6 protein-coding genes and 1 other RNA gene are annotated in these 21,097 nt (G+C 68.8%); 2 read left to right on the forward strand and 5 right to left on the reverse strand.

The annotated features are described in order from the left end of the window. Nucleotides 1-137: 137 nt before the first annotated feature. Nucleotides 138-344, forward strand: a complete 207-nt coding sequence (locus WFQ67_RS28630; RefSeq protein ID WP_337058867.1) for a hypothetical protein — start codon at nucleotides 138-140, stop codon at nucleotides 342-344. Nucleotides 345-434: 90 nt separating this feature from the next. Here WFQ67_RS28630 and ssrA read toward each other — a convergent pair. After that, nucleotides 435-809: a transfer-messenger RNA gene (gene ssrA / locus WFQ67_RS28635) on the reverse strand. Nucleotides 810-953: 144 nt separating this feature from the next. Here ssrA and WFQ67_RS28640 point away from each other — a divergent pair. Continuing rightward, on the forward strand, nucleotides 954-3,872 hold the full coding sequence (locus WFQ67_RS28640; RefSeq protein ID WP_213626355.1) for an ATP-binding protein: 2,919 nt from the start codon (nucleotides 954-956) through the stop codon (nucleotides 3,870-3,872). Nucleotides 3,873-4,176: 304 nt separating this feature from the next. Here WFQ67_RS28640 and WFQ67_RS28645 read toward each other — a convergent pair whose 3' ends face one another. The 4 genes from WFQ67_RS28645 to WFQ67_RS28660 form a co-directional block, all read right to left on the reverse strand. Continuing rightward, nucleotides 4,177-4,422, reverse strand: a complete 246-nt coding sequence (locus WFQ67_RS28645) for a hypothetical protein (RefSeq protein ID WP_213626354.1) — start codon at nucleotides 4,420-4,422, stop codon at nucleotides 4,177-4,179. 103 nt (nucleotides 4,423-4,525) lie between these two features. Next, the gene (locus tag WFQ67_RS28650) at nucleotides 4,526-4,804 is read right to left on the reverse strand and encodes a hypothetical protein (protein ID WP_111260189.1); all 279 of its coding nucleotides are present in this window, start codon (nucleotides 4,802-4,804) and stop codon (nucleotides 4,526-4,528) included. Nucleotides 4,805-5,102: 298 nt separating this feature from the next. Continuing rightward, nucleotides 5,103-6,773, reverse strand: coding sequence for a ShlB/FhaC/HecB family hemolysin secretion/activation protein (locus tag WFQ67_RS28655; protein ID WP_173179028.1), 1,671 nt, complete (start codon nucleotides 6,771-6,773; stop codon nucleotides 5,103-5,105). Continuing rightward, the gene (locus WFQ67_RS28660; RefSeq protein ID WP_337058868.1) at nucleotides 6,760-20,847 is read right to left on the reverse strand and encodes a leukotoxin LktA family filamentous adhesin; all 14,088 of its coding nucleotides are present in this window, start codon (nucleotides 20,845-20,847) and stop codon (nucleotides 6,760-6,762) included. Before WFQ67_RS28660 ends, WFQ67_RS28655 begins: the two co-directional genes overlap by 14 nt. Nucleotides 20,848-21,097: the final 250 nt, after the last annotated feature.

Here is a 21,097-nt window from a genome sequence, read left to right on the forward strand (position 1 = left end):
GGCGCTTTCGCCTATGCACCCGGGCATAGCGCTGCCTTCTTTGCTGCCAGGGAATTCTCCGAAGCCGCTCACCCGCTCTCGCCCTTGCACTTCCTCTGTGCTGTCCTCTACCTCAGGAAAAATCGGAGGTGCATCACGTGCAACTACATGAAGGTGTCTGCCGGACGGGCGATGTGGTGTCGATCAACCTTCTCGATGGGAAACTGGGTACACAGGTGATGCGGCTGTTGCTGACCCAGGGGATCGAGGTCGAGGTGCTGGAGGTGCGGGGCGATTCGGTGAAGCTGGCGGTGAGGGCGCCAAGCGGGATGCTGATTGTGGATGAGTTGGGCTTTTCTTCGTAGCCGTGCCTTCTTGCTGCCGCTGAGGGGGGGCTTTTCGACGCCCAAAGAAAAAGCCCCTGGAGATCTCGCGATCTTCAGGGGCTTTGCGTTTGGTGGAGCCGGGGGGATTTGAACCCCCGTCCGCCAGTGCGCCGCTTTCGGGACTACATGCTTAGCCAAGTCTACTGAGTTAGCTCTTTGCGGCCCGACTGGCAGGGTGCTCAGAGCGAGCTGTATAAGTTTTAGCCGTTACGTCTACAGCGAACTTGGCGGCGATCCTGTTCTATCTGACAGTCATTTCGGGTTTACAGGCATCCCCTTATGACTGCTGGCGGCCGAAGCCACCAGAAGGGTTAGGCCGCGAGGGCCGCCCCGTAGTTGTCGTCGTTGGCAACTATAAGTTTGCAGCAGCTGATTTACGAGGTCTGCTACCAGCTCGGCATGCCCCTAGAGTTTTGTAACCGGCGTCGAATCCTAATCGGCCCCAAAAGCTTCTAGTGGTAAAGCTAGGAGGCGGATGGTACGCCAAAGGCGCCTCCGCGTCGACGGTCAGTGCACAATTGGGCTGTCCGCCGGCTTCGCTTATGATTGCCAGCTATTGTCAGGATGTCCCTCAAACGAGTCCTCCGAATGCCGCGCTCCCCCCGTTACCCGTTGCGCCAGTGGATATGGCGTGCGTTCGTGCAAAGCGCGCTGATCCCGCTGATTCTGGTGGAGTCGGTGCTGATCGCCATCTACCTGCTGACCAACAGCGCGATCCGCGATGCCCAGGTGGACTACCTGCAGCAGAGCGCGCTGGAGGACCTCGGCAGCGCAGTGGTGCGGGAGGGCAAGATCATCGACGGGCGCCTGCAGAGCATCGAGGGCCTCGCCCGGTTGTTCCGCGACAGCGCCGCCCGCGCCGTGCAGGACCGCAGCTTCCAGCCCGACGAGCTGGAGCGTTCGCGCCATCGCCTCAGCGAGGATGGCGTGTTCTATACCCAGAGCGACGACGGCCGCTCCGCCTCCTTCTATGCGAACAGCACGCCGGTGGAGCGCCAGGATCACGAGAAGGCGCTGCGCCTGTCGCAGCTCGATCCGCTGATGCGCTCGATCCGTGAGAGCGACCCGCTGATGGCGGCGGTCTACTTCAACAGCTGGGACAGCTACAACCGCATCTACCCCTTCTTCATGACGCCCGAGCAGTATCCCCATGACATGGTGATACCCGACTACAACTTCTATTACCTCGCCGACGCCGGCCACAACCCCGGGCGCAAGGTGGTCTGGACCGACGTCTACCTCGACCCGGCCGGCCAGGGCTGGATGATGTCGGCGATCGCGCCGGTGTACCGCGACGATTTCCTCGAAGGCGTGGTCGGCCTGGATATCACGGTCGGGCAGATGCTCGGCGCCATCAGCAACCTCAAGGTGCCGTGGCAGGGCTACGCCATGCTGGTGAGCCGCGACAACAGCATCATGGCGCTGCCGGCGGCGGGGGAGCGCGACTTCGGCCTGCGCGAGCTGACCCGCTACTCCTACGAGGAGGCGGTGCGCCGCGAGGTGCTCAAGCCGGAAGACTTCAACCTGGCCAAGCACGCCGAGATGCAGCCCATCCTCCAGGCCATGCAGTCCGGCCAGGGCAACATGAAGGAGGTGCTGCTCGGCGGGCGCAAGCAACTGGTGGCCTGGACCGAGATCCCGCAGACCGGCTGGCGCCTGATGATGGTGGTGGACGAGGCCAATATCTTCCGCGAGACCAACCGCCTCGCCGAACGCTACCAGCAGATCGGCTACCTGCTGATCGCCGGCCTGGCCTTCTTCTATGCACTGTTCTTCGCCTGGATGTGGGCCCGCTCGCGACGCCTGAGCGACGAACTCTCGGTGCCGCTGGCCGGCATCTCCGGGATGATGCAGCGCATCGGCCAGGGCGACTTCAGCCCCGAGGCGCCGAGCAGCCGGATCATGGAGCTGGAGTCCATGGCCCTGGCGGTGCAGCAGACCGGCGACCAATTGCGCGCCAGCGAGGAGGAGCGTGTCGAGGCCCAGCGCAACCTGGAACTGGTGCTGGAGAGCACCACCGAAAGCCTCTGGGAAGTGGACGCGCGCACGCTGTCGATCAAGATGAGCGGGCGCTTCGTGAAGCGTTTCGGCCTGCCCTCCGACGAGCTCAGCTTCAGCGACTTCAATGACCGCGTGCACCCCGACGACGTCGAGCGCGTGCGCCGGTTGCGGCTGTTCTTCGCCGACAGCGGCCAGGACAACTTCGACGCCGAATACCGTTTCGCCGATGCCGATGGCCAGTACGCCTGGCTGCTGAGCCGCGGCAAGGTGCTGGAGCGCGACGCCGAAGGCCGCGCCCAACTGGTGGCGGGCACCCATGTGGACATCACCCGCCTCAAGCAGGTGGAGGACGAGTTGCGCCGCGCTAGCCGCGAGGCCATGGCGGCGAGCCAGGCCAAGAGCCGCTTCCTCTCCAGCATGAGCCACGAATTGCGCACGCCGCTCAACGCCATCCACGGCTTCGCCCAGTTGATCGGGCTGGAGACCGAGGGCAAGGACGAGCGCCGCGAGGAAGCCGAGTACGCCCAGGAGATCGTCAACGCCAGCCGCCACCTGACCTCCCTGGTGGACGACATCCTCGACCTGTCGAGCATCGAGAACCGTCGCCAGCAACTGCAGCTCAAACCGGTGGAGATCGGCCCGCTGCTGGCCGGTTGCGCCGAGCTGATCCAGCCCGAGTTGCAGACCCGGCAGCTGCACCTGCAGATGATGGCGCCGCCGGAGCCGCCGCTCTTCGTCCTGGCCGATGCCCGGCGCCTGCGCCAGGTGCTGCTCAACCTGCTGTCCAACGCGGTGAAGTACAACAGCCCGCAGGGCATGGTCAGCCTGGGCTACGAGCTGCGCTCGGCCGGTGTCCGGCTGTGGGTGGCGGACAGCGGCTCGGGACTCAGCGAGGAGCAGCAGGCCATGCTGTTCCAACCCTTCCAGCGCCTGGGGCGCGAGAACTCGACCATCCCTGGCACCGGCATCGGCCTGGTGCTGTGCCGCGAGCTGGCGGAGCTGATGGGCGGGGAGATCGGCTTCAGCAGCACCCGCGACATCGGCAGCCGCTTCTGGATCGACCTGCCCAGTGCCGCGCCGCCCAATCAGGCGCAGGGGGCTGCGCAGGAAAACCCGGCAGCGCCGGTGCTGGCCCAGGTGCTCTGCGTCGAAGACCACCCGGCCTGCCTCAAGGTGCTCAAGGAAGGCCTGCGCGACATGGCCGAAGTGCGCGGTGCGGGCTCGGTCGGGCGCGCCCTGTCGACCCTGGAAGCCCAGACGCCGGCACTGTTGCTGCTGGACCTCGACCTGCCCGATGGCGATGGCCTGGAGGTGCTCGACTACGTACGCCGCACTCCGCGCTTGCGTGGGATACCGGTGCTGGTGGTGAGCGCGGCGGTGGACGAGGCCAGCCTCTCCGAAGCGCGTCGGCGCGGGGCCGATGCCTGCCTGACCAAACCGGTGGACCTGCAGCAGGTGCGCCGCCTGGCGCTGTCGCTGCTGGAGCGCGAGCCGCCGGTGATCTGAACCGGCCCTGGCCCCGGGCTGTGTGCAGCCCTTTTTCATCTGAACTTGAGAAGCCACGTCCTTAGGGCGTGGTCATGAGTCATCGGTTCTGCCAGTGACGATTCGAGCTGAGAACTCGGCAGGACGAACTCGTGCCGTAGGGCGTGCCGTGCGCACCGCCGCACGGTGCTTCCGGCGAGTCCCAGGTGCGCGCAGCACACCCTACGTCCGACGTGAGTGGCGGCCGCATGCTTCGAGCCTTTCAGTTGACCAAAAGCAAAGCCGCGTTCCAAGAGCGTGGATGCTTACTGATGCCGGGCCAGGCTCATTCGCTGGCTTGCAGCATGTCGATGGCTTCCTTGAGCACCCTGGCCGACTCCGTGTGGTTGCCGGCCTTGTGCAGTTCTTCGCCTTCCGCGCGCAGGCGCTGCACCTCCGCCAGCAGGGCGGCGTCGGAGGGCGGGTCGGTCTTGAGCATTTCGTCGATCCTGGCCATGTCCTGGGGGCAGTGCATGGCCCAGAGCGGGGCGCTGATCAGGGCGGCGGCGATGAAGGCGGCGAGACGGCGCATGGCGAGGCTCCTGGCAGGGGTGTCCAGGAGTATAGGCAGGGGCGAGGGGTTGCGCGGGGCATGAAAAAGCCAGCACGAGGCTGGCTTGTTCACGCGGGGCCGATCACTGGCTGGCGCCGTCGCTACCGCCTTCCTTGTTCGGCCCTTGCAGGCGCTGCAACGCCATGTTGGACGAGTTGATGCAGGCTTCGGTATCGCCGGCGGTCTTGGCCTGTTCGGCCTTCATGCGCAGGTCTTCCACTTCTTTCTTCAGCGGGTCGCCCAGGGTGGTGTTGGTGGCCATGGCGTCGCTGATCTTCTGCAGGTTGATGGTGCAGAGGTCATCGGCGAACACCGGGGAAGCCATCAGGGCGGCTGTGATCAACAGGGCGGTGCGTTTCATGAGGGGAGTCTCCTCTCTCGTTCTTTGGCACTCGGATAGGCCCTTTGTGGAGGCCGAGTGGAGCAATGACGTCCGAGACGGATAAGCCCGGCTTGCCGACGGGCTTGTAAGGATGGACTGCCCGGCGAAATACGCGGTTCAGTGTTTTTCTGGGGGCTCGGGTGCCGAGGCTCCCGGACTGAAGTCCGGCTACGAGGGAGGGCGGTGCGATAGGGCCGCCCCGGCGCCGAAGCCCTGCCCACGAGATGGGGTCACGTGGGCCGGGCTTCAGCACGGGAGCGGATTCGGGTGCGTGGCGTCAGAGGACCTTGAACACCACTTGCAGGTTGACGTAGGCGTTGTCCTGGTCGGAGCGCACCTTGGTCAGGGGCACGCCTAGGGTCACCTCGCCGCTCAGGCGCGAGGTGGCCTGCCAGTTGAAGCCTCCGCCCACGCTGTCCAGCTTCTCCGGCTGGCGGAACGAGGAGTCGATGCGCCCGTAGTCGTAGAAGCCGAAGCCGGTGAGGGCCTGGGTGATGCGGTAGTTGGCCTGCAGGTTGGAGTACAGGCCGCCGTCGCCGGCCAGCTCGCCCTGGCGGTAGCCGCGCACGGTGGAGGCGCCGCCGATCTGGAACAGCTGGCTGGAGGGCACGCCCTCGCGGTTGGCGTACTGCCAGGCGCCCGTGGCGTTCAGGTACCAGTCCGCGCTGAGGGCCTGGTAGAACTGCCAGTAGCCCACCCAGAGGCCGTAGTTCTCGCGGATCGCGGTGCCTTCCAGCTCGCTGCGGGCATCCTGGTAGCCCAGGCCCACGCGCAGGGAGCGGCCCGGCGCCAGGTACAGCGCGGTGAGGTCGGCCTGGGTGGTGCGCACGCGGTTTTCGTTGAGGAAGACATCGGCGATGTAGTTCTTGGTGCGCTGCTCGCCGTAGGTCAGCTGGCCGGTGAGCAGCCAGTCCTGGTTGCTCCACAGCGGGTGGCTGATGAACAGCGAGCCGTTCTTCGAGTCGCTCTCCGAATCCAGGCTGCGGAAGGGCCCGTAGATCACCTTCGCCTTGCTCTTGCCCAGGCGCCCGCCGATGCGCCCGCCCAGGGTGTTGAAGGGCGCGTCGTAGGACAGCATGCCCACGCCCGAACCCCGCGAGCCGGAGAGGAAGGCGGAGAACACGTCGTCACGGCCGAGGGCGCCGTAGTGGCGGTACATCATGCCGCCGGTTTCTTCACCGGTGGATTCGTAGCCGTGGTTGTTGGCGAACAGGTCGAGGCTGTTCTGCGGCGGCTCGTTGACGTTCACGTAGACGTCGGTGAGGCCGTAGCCCTTGCCCGGCTGCAGCGAGGCGGAGAGGGTGCCGTTGCTCACCCGGTTGAAGCGCGACAGCTCGGCTTCCAGGCGCTTGGGGTCCACCAGCTCGCCGTTGCCGATGTCCAGGCGCTCGCGGATGAAGTCCTCGTTCATGTAGCTGTTGCCTTCGAGCACCAGCTCGCCGACGCGGCCTTCCACCAGCTGGATGCGCACGCGGCCCTGCTCGATGCGCTGGGGCGGCAGGATGGCGCGGGCGGTGACGTAGCCCTTCTCGTCGTACAGGCGGTTCACCGCCGAGATCAGTTGCTGCAGGTCGGCGAAGCCCACCTTGCGGCCGAGGTAGGGCCTGGCGATTTCCTGCAGTTGCTGGGCGTCGAGGATGGCGGTCTCGCTGAACACCACCGCGTCCAGCTGGAAGGCGACGTTGGGGTTGTCCGGCAGCTTCTGGTCGCCCACCACCGGCACGTCGAGCACCGGCGTGTCGTCCTGCGGGCGGGCTTCCTGGCGCTCCTGGGCGCGCTGCGGCTGGCGCAGCAGCTCCGAGCTGATGGCGCCGGGCAGCGCGCCGGAGGGCAGCGCCTCGGCGTTGGCGCAGGCGGCGAACAGCAGCCCGGCGGCACCGAGCAGGAAGGGCGCGCGGCTGGCGACGGCCCGCAGGCCGCCGCTGGTCAGGGTCTTAGATGGAGTCATCGTCACTGCTCTGGGTACCGAGGTTGACCGCCAGGGGGGCGGTGGAGATGGCATTGGCACGCTGCAGCGCCGGGCGCACGGGGTAGGCCGCGGAGAAGGCGGGCATCGCCTCCCCGCCGGCCTGGCGCAGGTCGGTGCTGAAGTGCGGGCGGGCCAGGTCGAAGGTGGCGTGGCCGCTGGTGACCATGTTGCGGGTGAACACGCCACGGGCCGAGTTGAACCACATGGGCGCGCGGGAGCCGGTGGCGCCACGGGTCTCCAGGTCCAGCGAGAAGCCCTTCCAGGGGATGTAGTACTGGAAGTCGCTGGCGTAGCGCAGCGCCGGGGTGGTGTTGTCCATCAGCGCGCTGACGTAGCCGGTGGTGAGCTTCAGCTCTTCGCCGATGTGGCCGTTGACGATGTTGAAGCGCGTGGCGTTGGAGCGGATGTCCGCGACGCGGGCGGCCAGTTGCTCGTTGAGCACGTAGGGCGCGGCGGTGATGCCCAGGTCGATGCGGTCGGCCACGCCGCCCTGCAGGTTGGTGGCCCACAGGCGCAGCGGGGTGGCCTGCACGGTCTGGGTGACCTGGCCACGGATGCTTTCGGCGCGCAGCTCCAGGTCACGGGCGATGCGCACGTCGGCCAGGTCCAGGTCGGTGGTGCCGAGCACGCCGTCGCCGTCGCCCACCAGGTGGGCGGAACCGGTCAGGGCATGCACGCGCTCGGCGCGGGCCTCGCGGTGCAGGTGCAGGTTGACGTCGCCCACCGGGGTCTCGGCGTTGAAGTGGCCGGTATCCAGGCGGATGGCGGCGCCGGTTGCACCGATGCCGGTGGCGGCGACCAGGTCGACCTGGCCGGTGCCTTCGTCGGTGGTGCGGATCACCGAGTCCTCGTCGTCCATGAGGATCGAGCCGAGGCTGGCGGTGAGCGACACCAGGCCGTCCAGCACGCCGTTGGACATCACCAGGTCGTTCTGCGTGGCGACCAGGTTGGCACCGAGGCCGAACAGGCCCAGGGCACCCTGCTTTTGCACGACGTTGAACGGGTTCAGCGCGGTGCCGATGTAGCCGGAGGTCTGGCCGTTGCCGTCCACGGCGCGCAGGTTGACCAGGCCGCCATCGAAGGTGGCGTGGTCGCCCAGGGAGTAGAAGTTGCCGTTGTTGGCCACCAGGTTGGTTTCGCCCTTCACGTCGATCTTGCCGACCACCACGTTGCCGTTGAGCACCACCACGTTGGCGGTGCCCGGGGCGACCAGGCGGTACACGGTGACCGGGTCGTTGCCGTTGTTGGTGACCTGGATGGGGTTGTCCGGCGAGCCGATGTTGCGGCCGGCGTCGATGTACAGGCCGCCGGTGACGGCGCCGGCGACGCCGGTGGCGGTCTGGTTGATCACGTCGCGGCCGGCGTAGACGTAGAGGGTGCCGCCCACGGTGATGTCCTTGAGGATCACGTCCTGGGAGGTGCCGACGTGATAGTCGCCCTTGGCGTCGATCACCACCGGGTCCTTGGCTTCCACCGCCAGGTCGTAGCGCGGGCGCAGGGTGATGCGCACGGTGTCGCCGTCCACCTGGTCGGCCTGCAGCGTGCCCGGCTTGGCCTCGGCGAGGAAGGCCATCAGTTGGCTGGAGCTGTAGCTGTTGCCTTCCGAGGAAGAGAGCTGGGTGACGATCGGCAGGTAGCCGTCGGTGCGCTTGAGGGTGAAGACCAGGGTCTCCGCCTCGGGCAGGGCCTGGGTCGGGTCGTTGTTCAGGCGGATCGAGCCCTGGGTCGCGGAGACGTTGGGCAGCGCGCCGGTGGAGGGACGGTCGCCCGCCACCGCGCCGGCGTTGATCACCGTGCCCAGCATGCTCTTGTCCCAGACCGCGCCGTGGGTCATCTGCGCGTATAGCTCGGAGCCGGTGTCCAGGCTGTACTGGAAGTCGGCCGCACGGGTCTGCAGCAGGCCCTGGTCGACGCCCGGCGCGCCGGCCAGGAAGCTCTTCGCCTCCAGGTAGCGGGCCTTCATGGCGCTGTTGATCTCGGCGTCGCTGGCGCTGTGGCCGAGACTGGCGCTGACCTGTTCGCGGTAGAGGTCCAGGCCCGCGCTGGTCAGGCTGAAGCTGCCATCCGGGTTGCTGGCGCGCTCGCGAATGGTCCAGTAGTCGCTGTAGTAGCGCTCCACCCGATTCTCGTAGCCATTGATGGTGCTCTGCGCGTGGTTGGCGTCGGTGAGGCCCATGGCCTCCCATTCGGCGATCTTCTCCTGCAGCTTGGCGTCCTGGTCCTCGCCCTTGGGCGCGGCGCCGAGGATCTGCCCGCTCGGGGTGTTGAGCTCGACGTTGCCGAACAGCGACTCGATGTAGCCGACGTTCATGTTGCCGCTGCCCTGGGTGAGGGTGACGCTGCCCGGGGCGGAGGCGTTGATCTCGTTGCTCTGGGTGACCAGCGGGTTGTTGACCCCGCCGATGGAGCTGCCCGAGCCCGAGTGCAGGTTGAGCACGTCGCCCCCGATGGACACGCCCACGGCGCCGGCGTGCTGGTAGATGCCGCCGACCGCGTTGACGGTGACGTCGCCCGTGGTCTGGATCGACTTGGCGTAGAAGTCGCCGCTGCTGGCCAGGAAGATGTCGCCCTGGCTGCTGGCGCTGACCGAGGCACCGGCCACGCGGGAGTCGATCAGCTTCAGCGCGTCGCTGGCGCTGCCGATGCCGGCACTGGCGTTGAGCACCAGGTCCTTGCCCTGGAGCGAACCGCCGGCCTGCAGCAGCGAGCCGGTGACATCGAAGGTGCTGGTGCCGACGTCGTTGCGGATGGCGCCGCCGATCAGCACGTTGGAGCCGGAATCCACCTGCAGGCGCGACTCGCTGTTGCCGACGAAGCGGATCGGGATGGCGTGGTCGGCCTTCACGCTGTTGGTGACGGTCATCTGGATGTCGGTGGCCAGGTCGAAGGTGGCACCGGCGTAGTAGCCGCCCCACTCGTCGCCGTTGGAGGTGGCGCGCACGGTGGTGTAGCCGATGTCGGCGTCGGCCCACTGCATGAAGGCCTTGTCGTCACCGGTCACGGCGCGGACCACCACGTCGCCGGCGCTGGTCAGGTAGGCCTTGCCGTCGGCGGTGGCGATCTCGCTCACCCAGTTGCCCAGGTTGCCGGGGATCTCGTCGCTCTTGCCCGAGATGCTGGTGGGGCCGGTGTAGGTACGGGTGATGTGGTAGTCCTGGGTCCACTCGTAGCGGGCGCCGGCCTGCGGGTTGTAGGTGAAGTCGCGGCCGATCACGCTCGCCAGGCTGGCGCCGGTGAGGGCGGTGGCGCCGTTGGCGTTGTTGTAGACCGAGACGCTGTCCTGGCCGGCCTGGTTGACGTACCACCAGGTCTGCGCGCGGCCGTCGCCCCAGTGCTTGAGGGTATCGGTGATGCGCACCACGCTCTGGCCACCGTTGCCCAGGTCGATGTCGGTGAGCATCAGGTCGCGGCCGGTGGTGTTGTTGATCTCGACATCGCCGTAGCCGGAGTTGACGACGATGTTGCCCACCGTGTTGGTGTTGATGATGTTGCCGGTCAGCGACACCGAGCCGCCGCCGGCGGCGTTGATGCGCTGCACCTGGATGCGCTGCTTGTCCGAGTCCCAGTACACCACCGGGACCTCGTCGGCGCCGTTGCCGTCGGCGATGCCGCTGACGTTGTTCAGGCGCACCAGGCCGTTGCCGTTGGCGATGCTGGCGATCTCGGCGGCCGCGGCGGCGCCCAGGTTCAGCGACCAGTCGGTGCGCGCACCCACCTCGATGCCGGCGTTGATGTTGATGTTCTTCGCGTTGATCGCCAGGGCGCCGCCCACGCGCAGGGCGCTGGCGGTGGAGCCCGAGGTGTCGGACTGGCCGAGGGCCGCGCTGTTCTGCGTCTTGTAGGCCTGCATCATGGTGTAGCGCCAATCCCATACACCGGTGTTGCCGGTCCAGAAGTCATGGTCGCTGGCCGACATGTTGCCGCTGTATTCGTACCGGGTGTCCTTGAACCACACGCGGTTGGCGGTGTTGTCGTCGTCGGTCTCCCAGTAACCGCGGACCATGCCGTCGAGGATGATCTGCTGGTCGGTGCCGTTGCCGCTGCCGTAGTTGCGGATCAGGTAGTCGGTGAAGGCTTCCTTGCTGGTGAAGGCGTAGGAGCCGTTGTAGACCACGTTGGCGGCGAACTCGGCGATGGCGTCGGGGACGTTGCGGCCGCTGCTGAGGCTGCTCGGGTTCAGGCCGTTGATGACGTTGGCCCACTCCGACTGCACCGAGGCCAGGTTCCAGCTGCGGCCCGGCAGGCTGACGAACAGGTCGCCGTTGGGCACGTTCATGCTCAGCTGGTAGCTCTCGATGGTGGCGAACTGCGAGACGTTGCCCGAGGTGTTGCTCAGCGAGGTGTTGCCCTTGAGGTTCTCGATGTCGCCCAGCACCAGGATGCCCGGCGCGGGGCTGGTGTTGCCCGCCAGGTTGGTGTCGTAGGTGTTCTCGATGACGATCGAGGGCACGCTCGGACGCTGGGTGGCGTCGTAGTAGTCGGACTGCGAGCGCTTCACCTCGGTCAGCGTGGCGCCGCTGTTGGCCAGCTTGGCCGCGCCGGTGGAGGTGATGCTGCCGGTGCCGGCGGCGGAGACCAGGATGCCGTTGGTCACCAGGTAGTCGTCGGAGCTGTTGTGGATGATCACCGTCGGCGCGCCGTAGGCGGTCAGGTTGGCACCGGACTGCTGGATGCGGTCGGCCCCGACGCGGATGTCACCGGCACCGGCGATGAGGTCGCCGATCACCAGGCTGTCCACGGTGGTGTTGCCGTTGGCGCCGGCACCCAGGGATTGCGCGGTGCTGGCGCGCATCTGGGTGTAGAGGGTGATCTGGTCGTTGAGGCTGGTGTACGCGGCCGAGCCCGGGGTGAGGCCGGCGAGCTGCTGGGCGAGGCTCGCCAGGGTGGCGTCGATCTCGGCCAGCGGGCGGAACGCACCGGCGCTGCCGGCGGCCTTGTACTGCACGCTCAGGTCGTTGAGCGAGGAGACCGTGCGCAGCTGGTTGCCGTCCCAGTAGACCTCCTGCCGGTTGCCCGCGCCCGCCACCACGCGGCTGTTGGCGAGGTTGAGGCTGGCCAGCTGGTTGACCCGGTCGGAACGGGTGGTCTGCTCGCTGGAGAACAGCGCCAGGTAGGGGTTCTTGCCCACGCCGCCGCCGCTGGCGGTGACCGCACCGTTGGTGGCGATGAGGTCGACGTTGCGCACCGAGCGCAGCAGGGCGCCGGTGCCGAACACCAGGTCGTTTGTGGTGGTGGCGGTCGCGTCGGCATCGAGAACCGCAGTCACCGGGATCAGCGTGTTGTTGACCACCACCGTGCTGGCGGTGGCGCGGATGTCGTTGGCCAGGTTGCCGTCGGCGCTCTGGCCGGCGCGCAGGCCGAGGTTGCCGTAGCCGAGCAGGTCGGCGTTGGCGCCGAAGCGGATCAGCTGGGCGGCGGTCAGGTCGATCTTCGAATCGCCGCCACCGGCGCCCACCAGGCCGTAGACGTCCACGCGGGCATTGGTGCTGGCGCGGGTGTCGCTGTACGCGCCCACCTGCAGCAGGCCGCTGCTCTTCATGCTCAGGTTGTCGCCGAAGGTCACCTGGTTGGTGGCGTCCACGTCCATCTCGGTGCCCGCGTAGGGGGCGGCGATGGCGCCACCGGCGGACAGCTTGCCGGTGTCGGCGGCGCGCATGGTGTTGTGGGCGCTCAGGCGCAGGTGGCCCTTGTCGATGTTCAGCGGGCTGCCCACGGTGGCCAGGCCGACGTTGTTGCCGACCTGGATGCGGGTGGTGTCGCGGATCGTGTTGTCGACCAGCACGGCGCTGCCGCTGATCACGCCGCCCGAGCCGGAGAAGGCCTCGGCGCCGCCCTGGGTGATGGTGTGGGCTTCGATGTCGAGGCCGTCGAGGGCGGCCACGCGGGCACCGTCGCGCACCAGCACCTGGGTGGTGGCGCCCAGGTCGAGGTCGATGAAGGTGCCCGAGGCGCCGACCATGGCGGCCTGGATCGAGTCGCTGTCGGCGGCGTAGTCGAGGCGGTGCTCGGCGAGCACGTCGGTACGGCCGGTGAGGATGTTGGTGTTGCCCAGCACGTCGACGGTGGTGGTGCTGGTGGCGTCGAGGTTGAGGGTGGAGGCGCTGCCGGCGACCACGCCGCCGCTGCCGGCCACCGCGTCGCCGCTGATGCCGTTGCTGCCGGTGGCGGAGAGGGCGAGGGTGCCGCCCACCAGCCCGGTGGCGCCGAAGCGCACGCGCTGGGTGGCGTCGATGTCGGCGAGGCCGACGTTGGCGCCGATGGCCAGCAGGCCGCCGACGGCGATGCCGGTGGCGTCGGTCTTGACCCGGGTGGCGTCGCTGGCCTTCACCGCGGCGTTGCCGGTGATGGCGAGCTGGGTGCCCTGGCCGAGGTCGGCGAGCACGTCGGTGTCCAGGTTGGCGCTGGCGACGGTGGCGTTCAGGCCCATCAGGGCGCCGCCGCTGGCGCCCACGGCCTGGGCTTCGGCGCTCTGGCTGCGGGTGCGCTGGGCGGATGCGTCCACCTCCAGCGAGCCGCCGGTGAGGTTCACCGCGCCGGTGCCGGCCTGCACGCTGTTGTCGACGTTGGCGGTGGCGACGCTGGCACCGATGGCGCCGGCGCCCACGGAAGCGCCGATGGCGAAGGCGCGGGTCATCGGGTCGGTGCTGGCGCGGATGCCGATGGCGCCCTGGGTGGTGACGCGGCTGCCGTCGTCGACCCAGGCACGGGCGCTGGTGCGATCGCTGGCGGTGGCGACCACCGCGTTGCCGGCGACGATGCCGCCGCTGACGCCGACGGCGTCGACGTTGTTGCTGGAGCGCGCGCTGGCGTCGACGGCGAGGCTGCCGGCGTTGACCTGCACGTTCTTGCCCACCAGCGCCTGGGCCTGGCCGCTGCTGCTGGAGGTGGCGATGCTCGCGCCCACGGCCACGCCGCCGGCACTGACGCCGACGGTCTGCGCCTTGAGGGCGTGATCGAGGTCGGCGTCCACGCTGAGGGCGCCGCCGGCGGTGATGTGGGTGCCGTCGAGGATGCGCGCGGTAGTCTGGCTGGATTTCTCGCTCACCGCCACGGCGGCGCCGAGGCCCACCAGGCCGCCACCGCCCGCCTGGGCGAGGGCCTGGGTGGTGCCGTCCTGGCCGTCTTCGGCGCTGATGCGCACGTTGCCACCGGCACGCAGGGTGCCGCCCAGTTCCGCCAGGCTGCGGTCGCCGACGTTGATCACCGCGACGCCGGCACCGGCGCCCACCAGGCCACCGGCCACGCCGGCCGCCTCGCTGAGGGCGTCGGTGCTGTTGTGGGCGCTGACGGTGACGTTGCGGCCGGCGTCCAGGGTGGCGTTGCCGACCCGCGCGGCGGCGGAGTAGGCGGTGCCATCCGGGGTGCTGAGGAAGGTGTCGTTGGGGCTGATGGTCTGCTGGTTGGCGTTGATGTCGGCCTGCAGCTGGCTGGAACCGGAGAAGCCGTTGCCCATCTGGCCGTTGAGGCCGGAGTTGCGGGCGACGTTCTGGGCGTTGCGGATGCTGCTGTCGAGGCTGCCGGTGGCCTGGGAGGAGGCGCCGGAAGCGACGCTGACCACCGAGACGCCGGCGCCCGCGCCGACGTAGCCACCGCCGGCTGCGGCGATGGAGACGGAGTCGATGTCGCGGCTGTTCCCGGCTTCGACGGTGATGTCGCGGCCGGCCTTGACCGTGGCGCCGTCGCCGACGCTGGCGATGGCGCCGCTGCGCACCACCTGCACGTCGGCACCGGCACCGACGCCGGCCACGCCGCCGACACCGGCGGTGCCGAGCACGTCGGTGGTTTCGAGGCTGTCCTGGGCGTGCACGCGCACGTCCTGCTGGGCGCCGCCCAACTGGGTGTTGATCTGGCTGCCCGCGCCGACACCGGCGAGGGTCTGGCCCTTGGCGACCAGCACGTTGACGGTGCCGGCCACGCCGGCGGTGCCGCCACCGGCGCCGGTGAAGCCGACGATGGTCACGTCCTGGGCGGCGCTGGCGTCGATGGCGGTGAGGCCGCTGGCGTCCAGGCGGGTGGCACCGGAGGTGGAGGCCTCGGTGCGCTGGTTGAGGTCGGTGACGATGACGGTGGCGCCGACGCCGGCTACACCGCCGCCCGCCACGCCGCCGGCGACGATGTCGAGGTCGTTGTCGGCGTCGGCGGCGATCTCGATGCCGCCGGCGTCGCTGCGCAGGCTGGAGCCCTGCACGGTGCTGCGCACGGTGCCGGCCAGGGTGGTGACGGCCACCGAGCCGTTGACCCCGGCGGTACCGCCGATGGCGGCGCCGACGACCACGGCGTTGAGGTCGTGGGTGGCGCGGGCGTTGACGCCGATGCCGGCGTCGCTGCCGAGGGTGGCGTTGGCGACCAGGGCCTGGGTGTCGTGGTCGAGGATGTTGGTGGTGGTGGACACGCCGACCCCGGCGGTGCCGCCGCCGGCGCCGGCACCGTTGCCGGTGGTGACGCGGGTGTGGTGGTAGGCGCCGACCTGGGTGGCGGCGTCGCTGTCGAGGGTGGCGCCGCTGACCTGGGCCAGGGTGGAGCCGCCCACCCTGTTGACGGTGACCGCGCCGGCCACGCCGACGCTGGAACCGCCGCCGACGCTGACGGAGACGGTGTCGATCTCGTCGGTGCTGCTGGCGACGACGCCGATGCCCTTGATGCTTTCCTGCAGGGTGCGATCGCGCAGGTCGCTGCCCATGTTGCCGTTGAGCTGGCCGTTGTCGATGGCGCGGGCGGCGCCCTGGCCGTCGGCGCCGAGGTGGGTGGAAGCACCGGTGACGCGGGCGGTGGTGGTGCCTTCGAGCTGGTTGACCGCCACCGCGCCGGACAGGCCGACCCCGGACAGGCCGACGCCCAGGGCGCCGGCCACGGTTTCGATGTCGCTGTCGGAGCGCGCGGTCAGCAGCAGGCTGCCGTCGCTGTGGACCTGGGCGCCGCCGCCGATCTCGGCGAGGGTGGCGCCGCCGACCATGTTGACGGCCACGGAGCCGGCGACACCGACGTTGTTGCCGACCGCGGCGCCCGCGGCCAGGGATTGCAGCTGCTGGTTGCGCAGGGCGCTGACGCGCACCAGGTCACCGGCCTGGAGGTTGCCGCCGTTGATGCCGGCGTAGACCGCGCCGGCAATCTCGTTATAGGACCCGGCGATGCCGATGCCCGCGCCCTGGCCGCCATAGGCCAGGGCCCCGGTGAGGCTGCGGATGCGCGAGGCGTCCTGGGCGTTCACCAGCAGTGAGCCGTGGCTGGCCAGGCTGGAGTCATCGGTGCGGGCGCTGGTGCGGTTGTCGATGGTGTTGACGGCGATGGAGCCGGCCACGGCGGAGGAGCGCGCCGCCACGGCGCCACCGGCGACCAGGGCGTTGATGTCGCTCTGCTGGTTCGCCTGCACGGCGATGCTGGCGGCTTCGGCGTCGCTGTCGAGGATCTCGGCGCTGACGCGGTCGCTGATGGTGTTGTAGCCGAAGCTGGCCCCCATGGCGCCGTCGTTGCCGATGGCGGCCGAACCCGAGGCGGTCCAAATGCTGCTGGTGTTGCCGGCGTTCACCGCCAGGGCGCCGCCGAGGTTGAGGCCGTGGCTGCCACGCAGGGCGGCGAGGGTGTCGTGGTCCAGCTGGTTGATGGCCACGGCGCCGTCGAAGGCGTACTTGTTGGAGTAGCCCATGGCGGCGGCCACCGAGACCAGGTCGGCGTCGCTGCTGGCGTCGAGGGTGAGGCCGGCGGCGCTGTCGAGGCGGCGCAGGTCGTCGGCCACCGCTTCGGTGGCGCCGTCGATGCTGTTGATCGACAGGCCGGCACCGACGCCGGCCTTGCCGCCGAAGCTGGCGGCACCGGCCACGGCGTGGATGCTGGAGTCGTCGCGGGCGCTGACGTTGACGCCGTCGACGGCATCGATGGCGCCGTCGGCGAGGCGCGCGCGGGTGGTGCTGTCGATGGCGTTGACGCTCACCGAACCGGCCACCTGGTAGCTGCTGGCCGAGGCGCTGGCGGAGACGCCGGCGGAGATCGACAGGGCGCTGGCTTCGTTGTCGGCGGTGATGTCGAGGCGGCGCGCGGTGACGTCGCCGGTGGCGGCCAGTTCGGCCTCCACCAGGGCGTCCACGGTGTTCTGGGTGTAGGCGCCGGCCAGGCCGACGCCGTTGCCGGTGTTGCTGGAGACGGCGGCGCCGCCGGCGATGGCGTGCAGCGCGGTGTCGTCGCTGGCCTGCACGTTGACCGCACCGGCCTCGATGTCGAGGTTGTCGGTGATGCGCGCGCGAACCCGGTTGTCGAGGGTGTTCACCGCCGCCGAACCGGAGATGTTGATGCCGAAGGAGCCGGTGCCCTCGCGCGATTGCGCGGCGGGCTGGGTGCTCGGTGCCGGCGGTGCGGTCAGGGCCACGGAGAGGGCGTAGTTGCCGATGCGGCCGTCGGCGCTGGCGCCGACCTTGAGGCCGCCGGACGCGGCCACGGAGCCGGCGGCGAGCTGGGTGTCGCGGCTGCCCAGCCAGGCTTCGGTGGTGCGGTCGAAGGCGTGCACGCCGACGGCGACGCCGGCGGCCTTGCTGGTGGATTTCACCACGCCGCCGGTGATGGTCAGGCTGTCGGTCTCATCGCGGGCTCCGATGTTGATATCGCCGCTGCCGCCGTTCTCGTCGCTCACCACCAGGTTGGCGCCGTCGTCGATGCCGGCGCGGGTGAGGTTGTCCAGCACGGAGACGGAGATCGAGCCGCTGAGGGCATTGGTGCCGCCCTTGGAGCCGGCCACCGCGTAGTTGAGGATGTCGACGTCGGTGACGGCGTTGACGTTCAGCTCGCTGGCATAGAGGTTCACCGCGCCGACGGTGGCCTGGGCGCTGTTGTTGTAGATGCCGGCGATGAGGCCGGCACCGAAGCCGTTCTTGCCGCCTTCGTTGTTGAACAGGCCCGGGTCGGCGGCGACGTTGACCATCTGCGACTCGGTGCGGGCTTCGATGTCGACGGTCTGTTCCTGGCCACGGTAGGCCAGGTCCTGGTTGATGTTGACGCCGTCGGCGACGTCCACCTTGGCGTTGAGGCCGACGTGGTTGATGTCGACCATGCCGCTGAGGGTGGTGCCGCTGTCCTGGGCGCCTTCGCCGGAGACGGCGGTGGCGGCGTTGACCCAGGTGCTGAACATCTGGCCTTCGTTGATGGTCTGCAGGAAGTCGCTGAGGTTGTCGGCGCTGAAGGCCTTGATCAGGTTGGACAGGCGGCTCTGGTCGAGCCACGGCAGGCTGGTCTTGGCGTTCAGGCTGAGGGCCTGCATGGCGTCCAGCTCGGCGCCCGGGCGCACGCTCAGCACCGCGTCGTTGTCCTGGTTGCTGATGAGGATGGCGACGCCCACGCCGTTCTTCTTGCCGGTGCTCTCGGTGCTGAAGTCGAACGGCTTGTCGGCGTTCTTCTTGTCGGAGATCACCGAGGAGACGGTGGAATCCAGGAGGTCGGTGACCTCGGCGTTGAGGCTGGCATCCTGGCCGGCCTTGACCTTGGCCTGGCCGCCCAGGGTCAGCAGCGCCTGGTTGTCGTGGTTGATGTAGGCCAGGGCACCGGCGGCGCCCAGCTCGTCGAGGAAGCCCTTGCTCTGCTCGCTGCCGCCTTTCTCGCCTTCTTCTTCCTCGCCCTTCTCGACGAGCTTCTTCAGCAGCTCCTTGATGCCGTCCTTGGTCTTGGCCTGGAGCAGCTCGGTCGGGTCTTCGCCGGCCTCGCCGATCTTCTCCTCCAGGGTGGCGACGATCTTGTTCTCGTCGCCGAGCATCACGGCGGCTTCGTGGCTGTTGGACTGGGTGTCCACCTTGGCTTCCAGGGTGGCGTTGCCGCCGGCTTCCAGGGTGCCGTTGAAATCGTTGCGGGCCTGCAGGTCGGAGAGGGCGACCAGCACCGAGACGCCGATGGCGCCCTCGGCGTCGCCGGCCTGGGCGCTGACGTCGAACACCTTGACCTGCTCGGCGCTGACGCTGGCGTCGAAGGCGGCCTTGATCAGGCTGCCGGAGCCGACGGTGGTGGTGGCACGGCCCTTGGCCGAGGTGACGTTGGCGGTGAGGGTGACCGGCAGGCCTTCGAGGGCGCCGGCTTCCACCGCGGTTTCCACGGTGGTGTCGGACTGGCTCTTGAGGTTGACGTTGCCGCCCAGGGATTCGATGCGGGCGTTCTGGCCGACGTTGAGCTGGGCGTCGGTGTTGGTCACAGAGACCACGGCGCCCACCGGCAGGTCGGCGACCTCGGCCTGGGCGTTGGTGCTGGCGTGGGACGAGATGTTCACGTCGTTGCTGCCGATGATGCTCACGCCATCGCCGATGTTGACCTTCGATTGCGCATCGAGCACCTGCACCGAGGCCAGCAGGCCGCTGCTGGCGAGGGTGTCGAGCAGGCCGCCGAAGAAGTCGCTGCCGCCGTCGTCGTCGGTTTGCACACCTGCGTCGGCCAGGGCCTGGCGCTGTTCTTCCAGCTCGTCGTCGTCGAGGACCTGGGCGATGGGGTGGCCGTTTTCATCGACGCCGTTGTACAGGCCGTCGCTGGACAGGCTGTCGGTCAGCGCGGTGGAGGACTCGGCGCTGATGGTGACCTGGCCGCCACGGATCTCGGCGCCGGTACCCAGGGTGATTTCGGTCTTGTTGCTGCCCACGCCGACGAGGATGCCGGGGGTGAGCAGGGCGCCCTCGGCGGCGATGGCCTTGAGGGTGACGTCACCGGCTTCGAAGGCGGCGGTGTTGGTGTGGGCGTAGAGCTTGGCGTTCTGGCCGAGGACGATGGTCGGCGCTTCCAGGGTAATGTCGCCGGAGTCGCCGATGGACACCGCGTCGCGGTGTTCCTGCTGGCTGGCGGTCTGGTAGTTGGCGATGTCGCGGGTGGAGATCATCACGCCGTCGGCGACGCTGATCTTCTCCGAGGCCTGCAGGCTGTAGTTCGTGCCGCCCAGGCGCTGGTCCTGGGTGAGGTTGATTTCGCGCGGGTCGATCAACACGTGGCCGGCGGCGCCGCCCTGGCCGGCCTTGGCCTCCAGGGTGCCGGCCCAGGTCACGCGTTCGTCGGCGGAGAGCTCGACCTTGCCGCCATTGCCGCTGCTGCCGGCGTTGGCCGCCACGGTGCCGCCCTTGGCCAGGGTGGTCTGCTGCTTGGCCTTGATCACGACCTTGCCGCCATCGGAATGCGCGCCCTGGCCCGAGGCGGACACCTTGCCGCCGTCGGCGATGGTGATGTCGTGGCCGGCGCGGATCTCGATCTCGCCGGCAGCCTTGCCGGCGACGCCGTCGGTGTTCACCTGGCCGGCGATGAGCACGTCGTTCTCGGCGACGATGCGGATCTCGCCGTTCACCTCGGTCATGGCGGCGGCGCTGTCGAGGCCGTCGATGTTGACCAGTTGCTCGATGCGCGGCATGGCCTGCTGGCCGGCGGTGACGCGCCCGCTGGCGCCGATACCGACGTCGCGGGCGCTGAGGGTGACGGCGCCCTTGGCATTGACCTGGCCACGGATGGACACCAGGCCGGACTCGGAAAGGGGCAGGTTGCCGGACTTCAGCTGGGCCACGGCGAGGTCGTCGATCTTGCCGTCGGCGCCGATCAGGCGTTCCAGGGAGGCGCTGTCCGGGGTGGTGACAGTGAGGGAGCCGACATTGATCACGCCGGACTCGCCCACGACCATGCCGTGGGGGTTGGCGAAATAGATGTCGCCGCCGATCTGGCCGTTCTTGTAGCCGTTGAGGATGCCGTTGATCTCGCTGCGCTGGTCGCGAACGATGTTGATCAGGGCGTTGGCCGAGTCCGGTACATAAAGGTTGGCGGTTTCGCCGCTGCCCACGTTGAACTGCGAGAAGGAGTTGAAGCCGTTGCCGTTGCGGATGGTCTCGGTGCGGATGTCGGTGACCGCGCCGTTCTGCACCACGCTGGTGGCCGTGCGCCCGTCCGTGACGATGCCCTGCGCATAGAGGCCGGGGCTCAGCAGGGCGCCGATGGCCAGCAGGCCGGCGCCGCTGGCGGCCTTGCTCGACTTGGTCTTGCCCTGCCGCGTGGTGTGCTCCCCAACGACTTGCCAGACACCTTTGGCGTGGTTCCAGATGGTGCGATAGACGTGGTTCATGGCGCGATCCTTGATGAGGGCCACAGCGGCCTGCCGAGCGGGTGTCGGGCAGTGCCAGCGGAGTGCGGGCCAGGGAAAGGGTTTGGGCGCGAGTATATGAGCGGGTCCCTGGCCTGAAACTGAGCAATGCTGACAATTGGCCATCATTTTTCGAGGTCATGATGGCCAGCCCTGGAAGGGGCGCGGTAGATGGGCTGCGTGAGGATTTGCGGGGGCTCGCGTGACGGGTTTCGCGGGCTCCAGGGCTGGC

The sequence above is a fragment of the Pseudomonas sp. USHLN015 genome, assembly GCF_037153275.1.
In the GTDB taxonomy this organism is placed as follows: Bacteria; Pseudomonadota; Gammaproteobacteria; order Pseudomonadales; family Pseudomonadaceae; genus Metapseudomonas; species Metapseudomonas tohonis.

Bases quoted from the DNA above. Each gene is read 5' to 3' on its own strand.
- WFQ67_RS28650 (WP_111260189.1), bottom strand. From the start codon at position 4,804: ATGAAACGCACCGCCCTGTTGATCACAGCCGCCCTGATGGCTTCCCCG.
- WFQ67_RS28645 (WP_213626354.1), bottom strand. From the start codon at position 4,422: ATGCGCCGTCTCGCCGCCTTCATCGCCGCCGCCCTGATCAGCGCCCCG.
- WFQ67_RS28655 (WP_173179028.1), bottom strand. From the start codon at position 6,773: ATGACTCCATCTAAGACCCTGACCAGCGGCGGCCTGCGGGCCGTCGCC.
- WFQ67_RS28660 (WP_337058868.1), bottom strand. From the start codon at position 20,847: ATGAACCACGTCTATCGCACCATCTGGAACCACGCCAAAGGTGTCTGG.
- WFQ67_RS28640 (WP_213626355.1), top strand. From the start codon at position 954: ATGCCGCGCTCCCCCCGTTACCCGTTGCGCCAGTGGATATGGCGTGCG.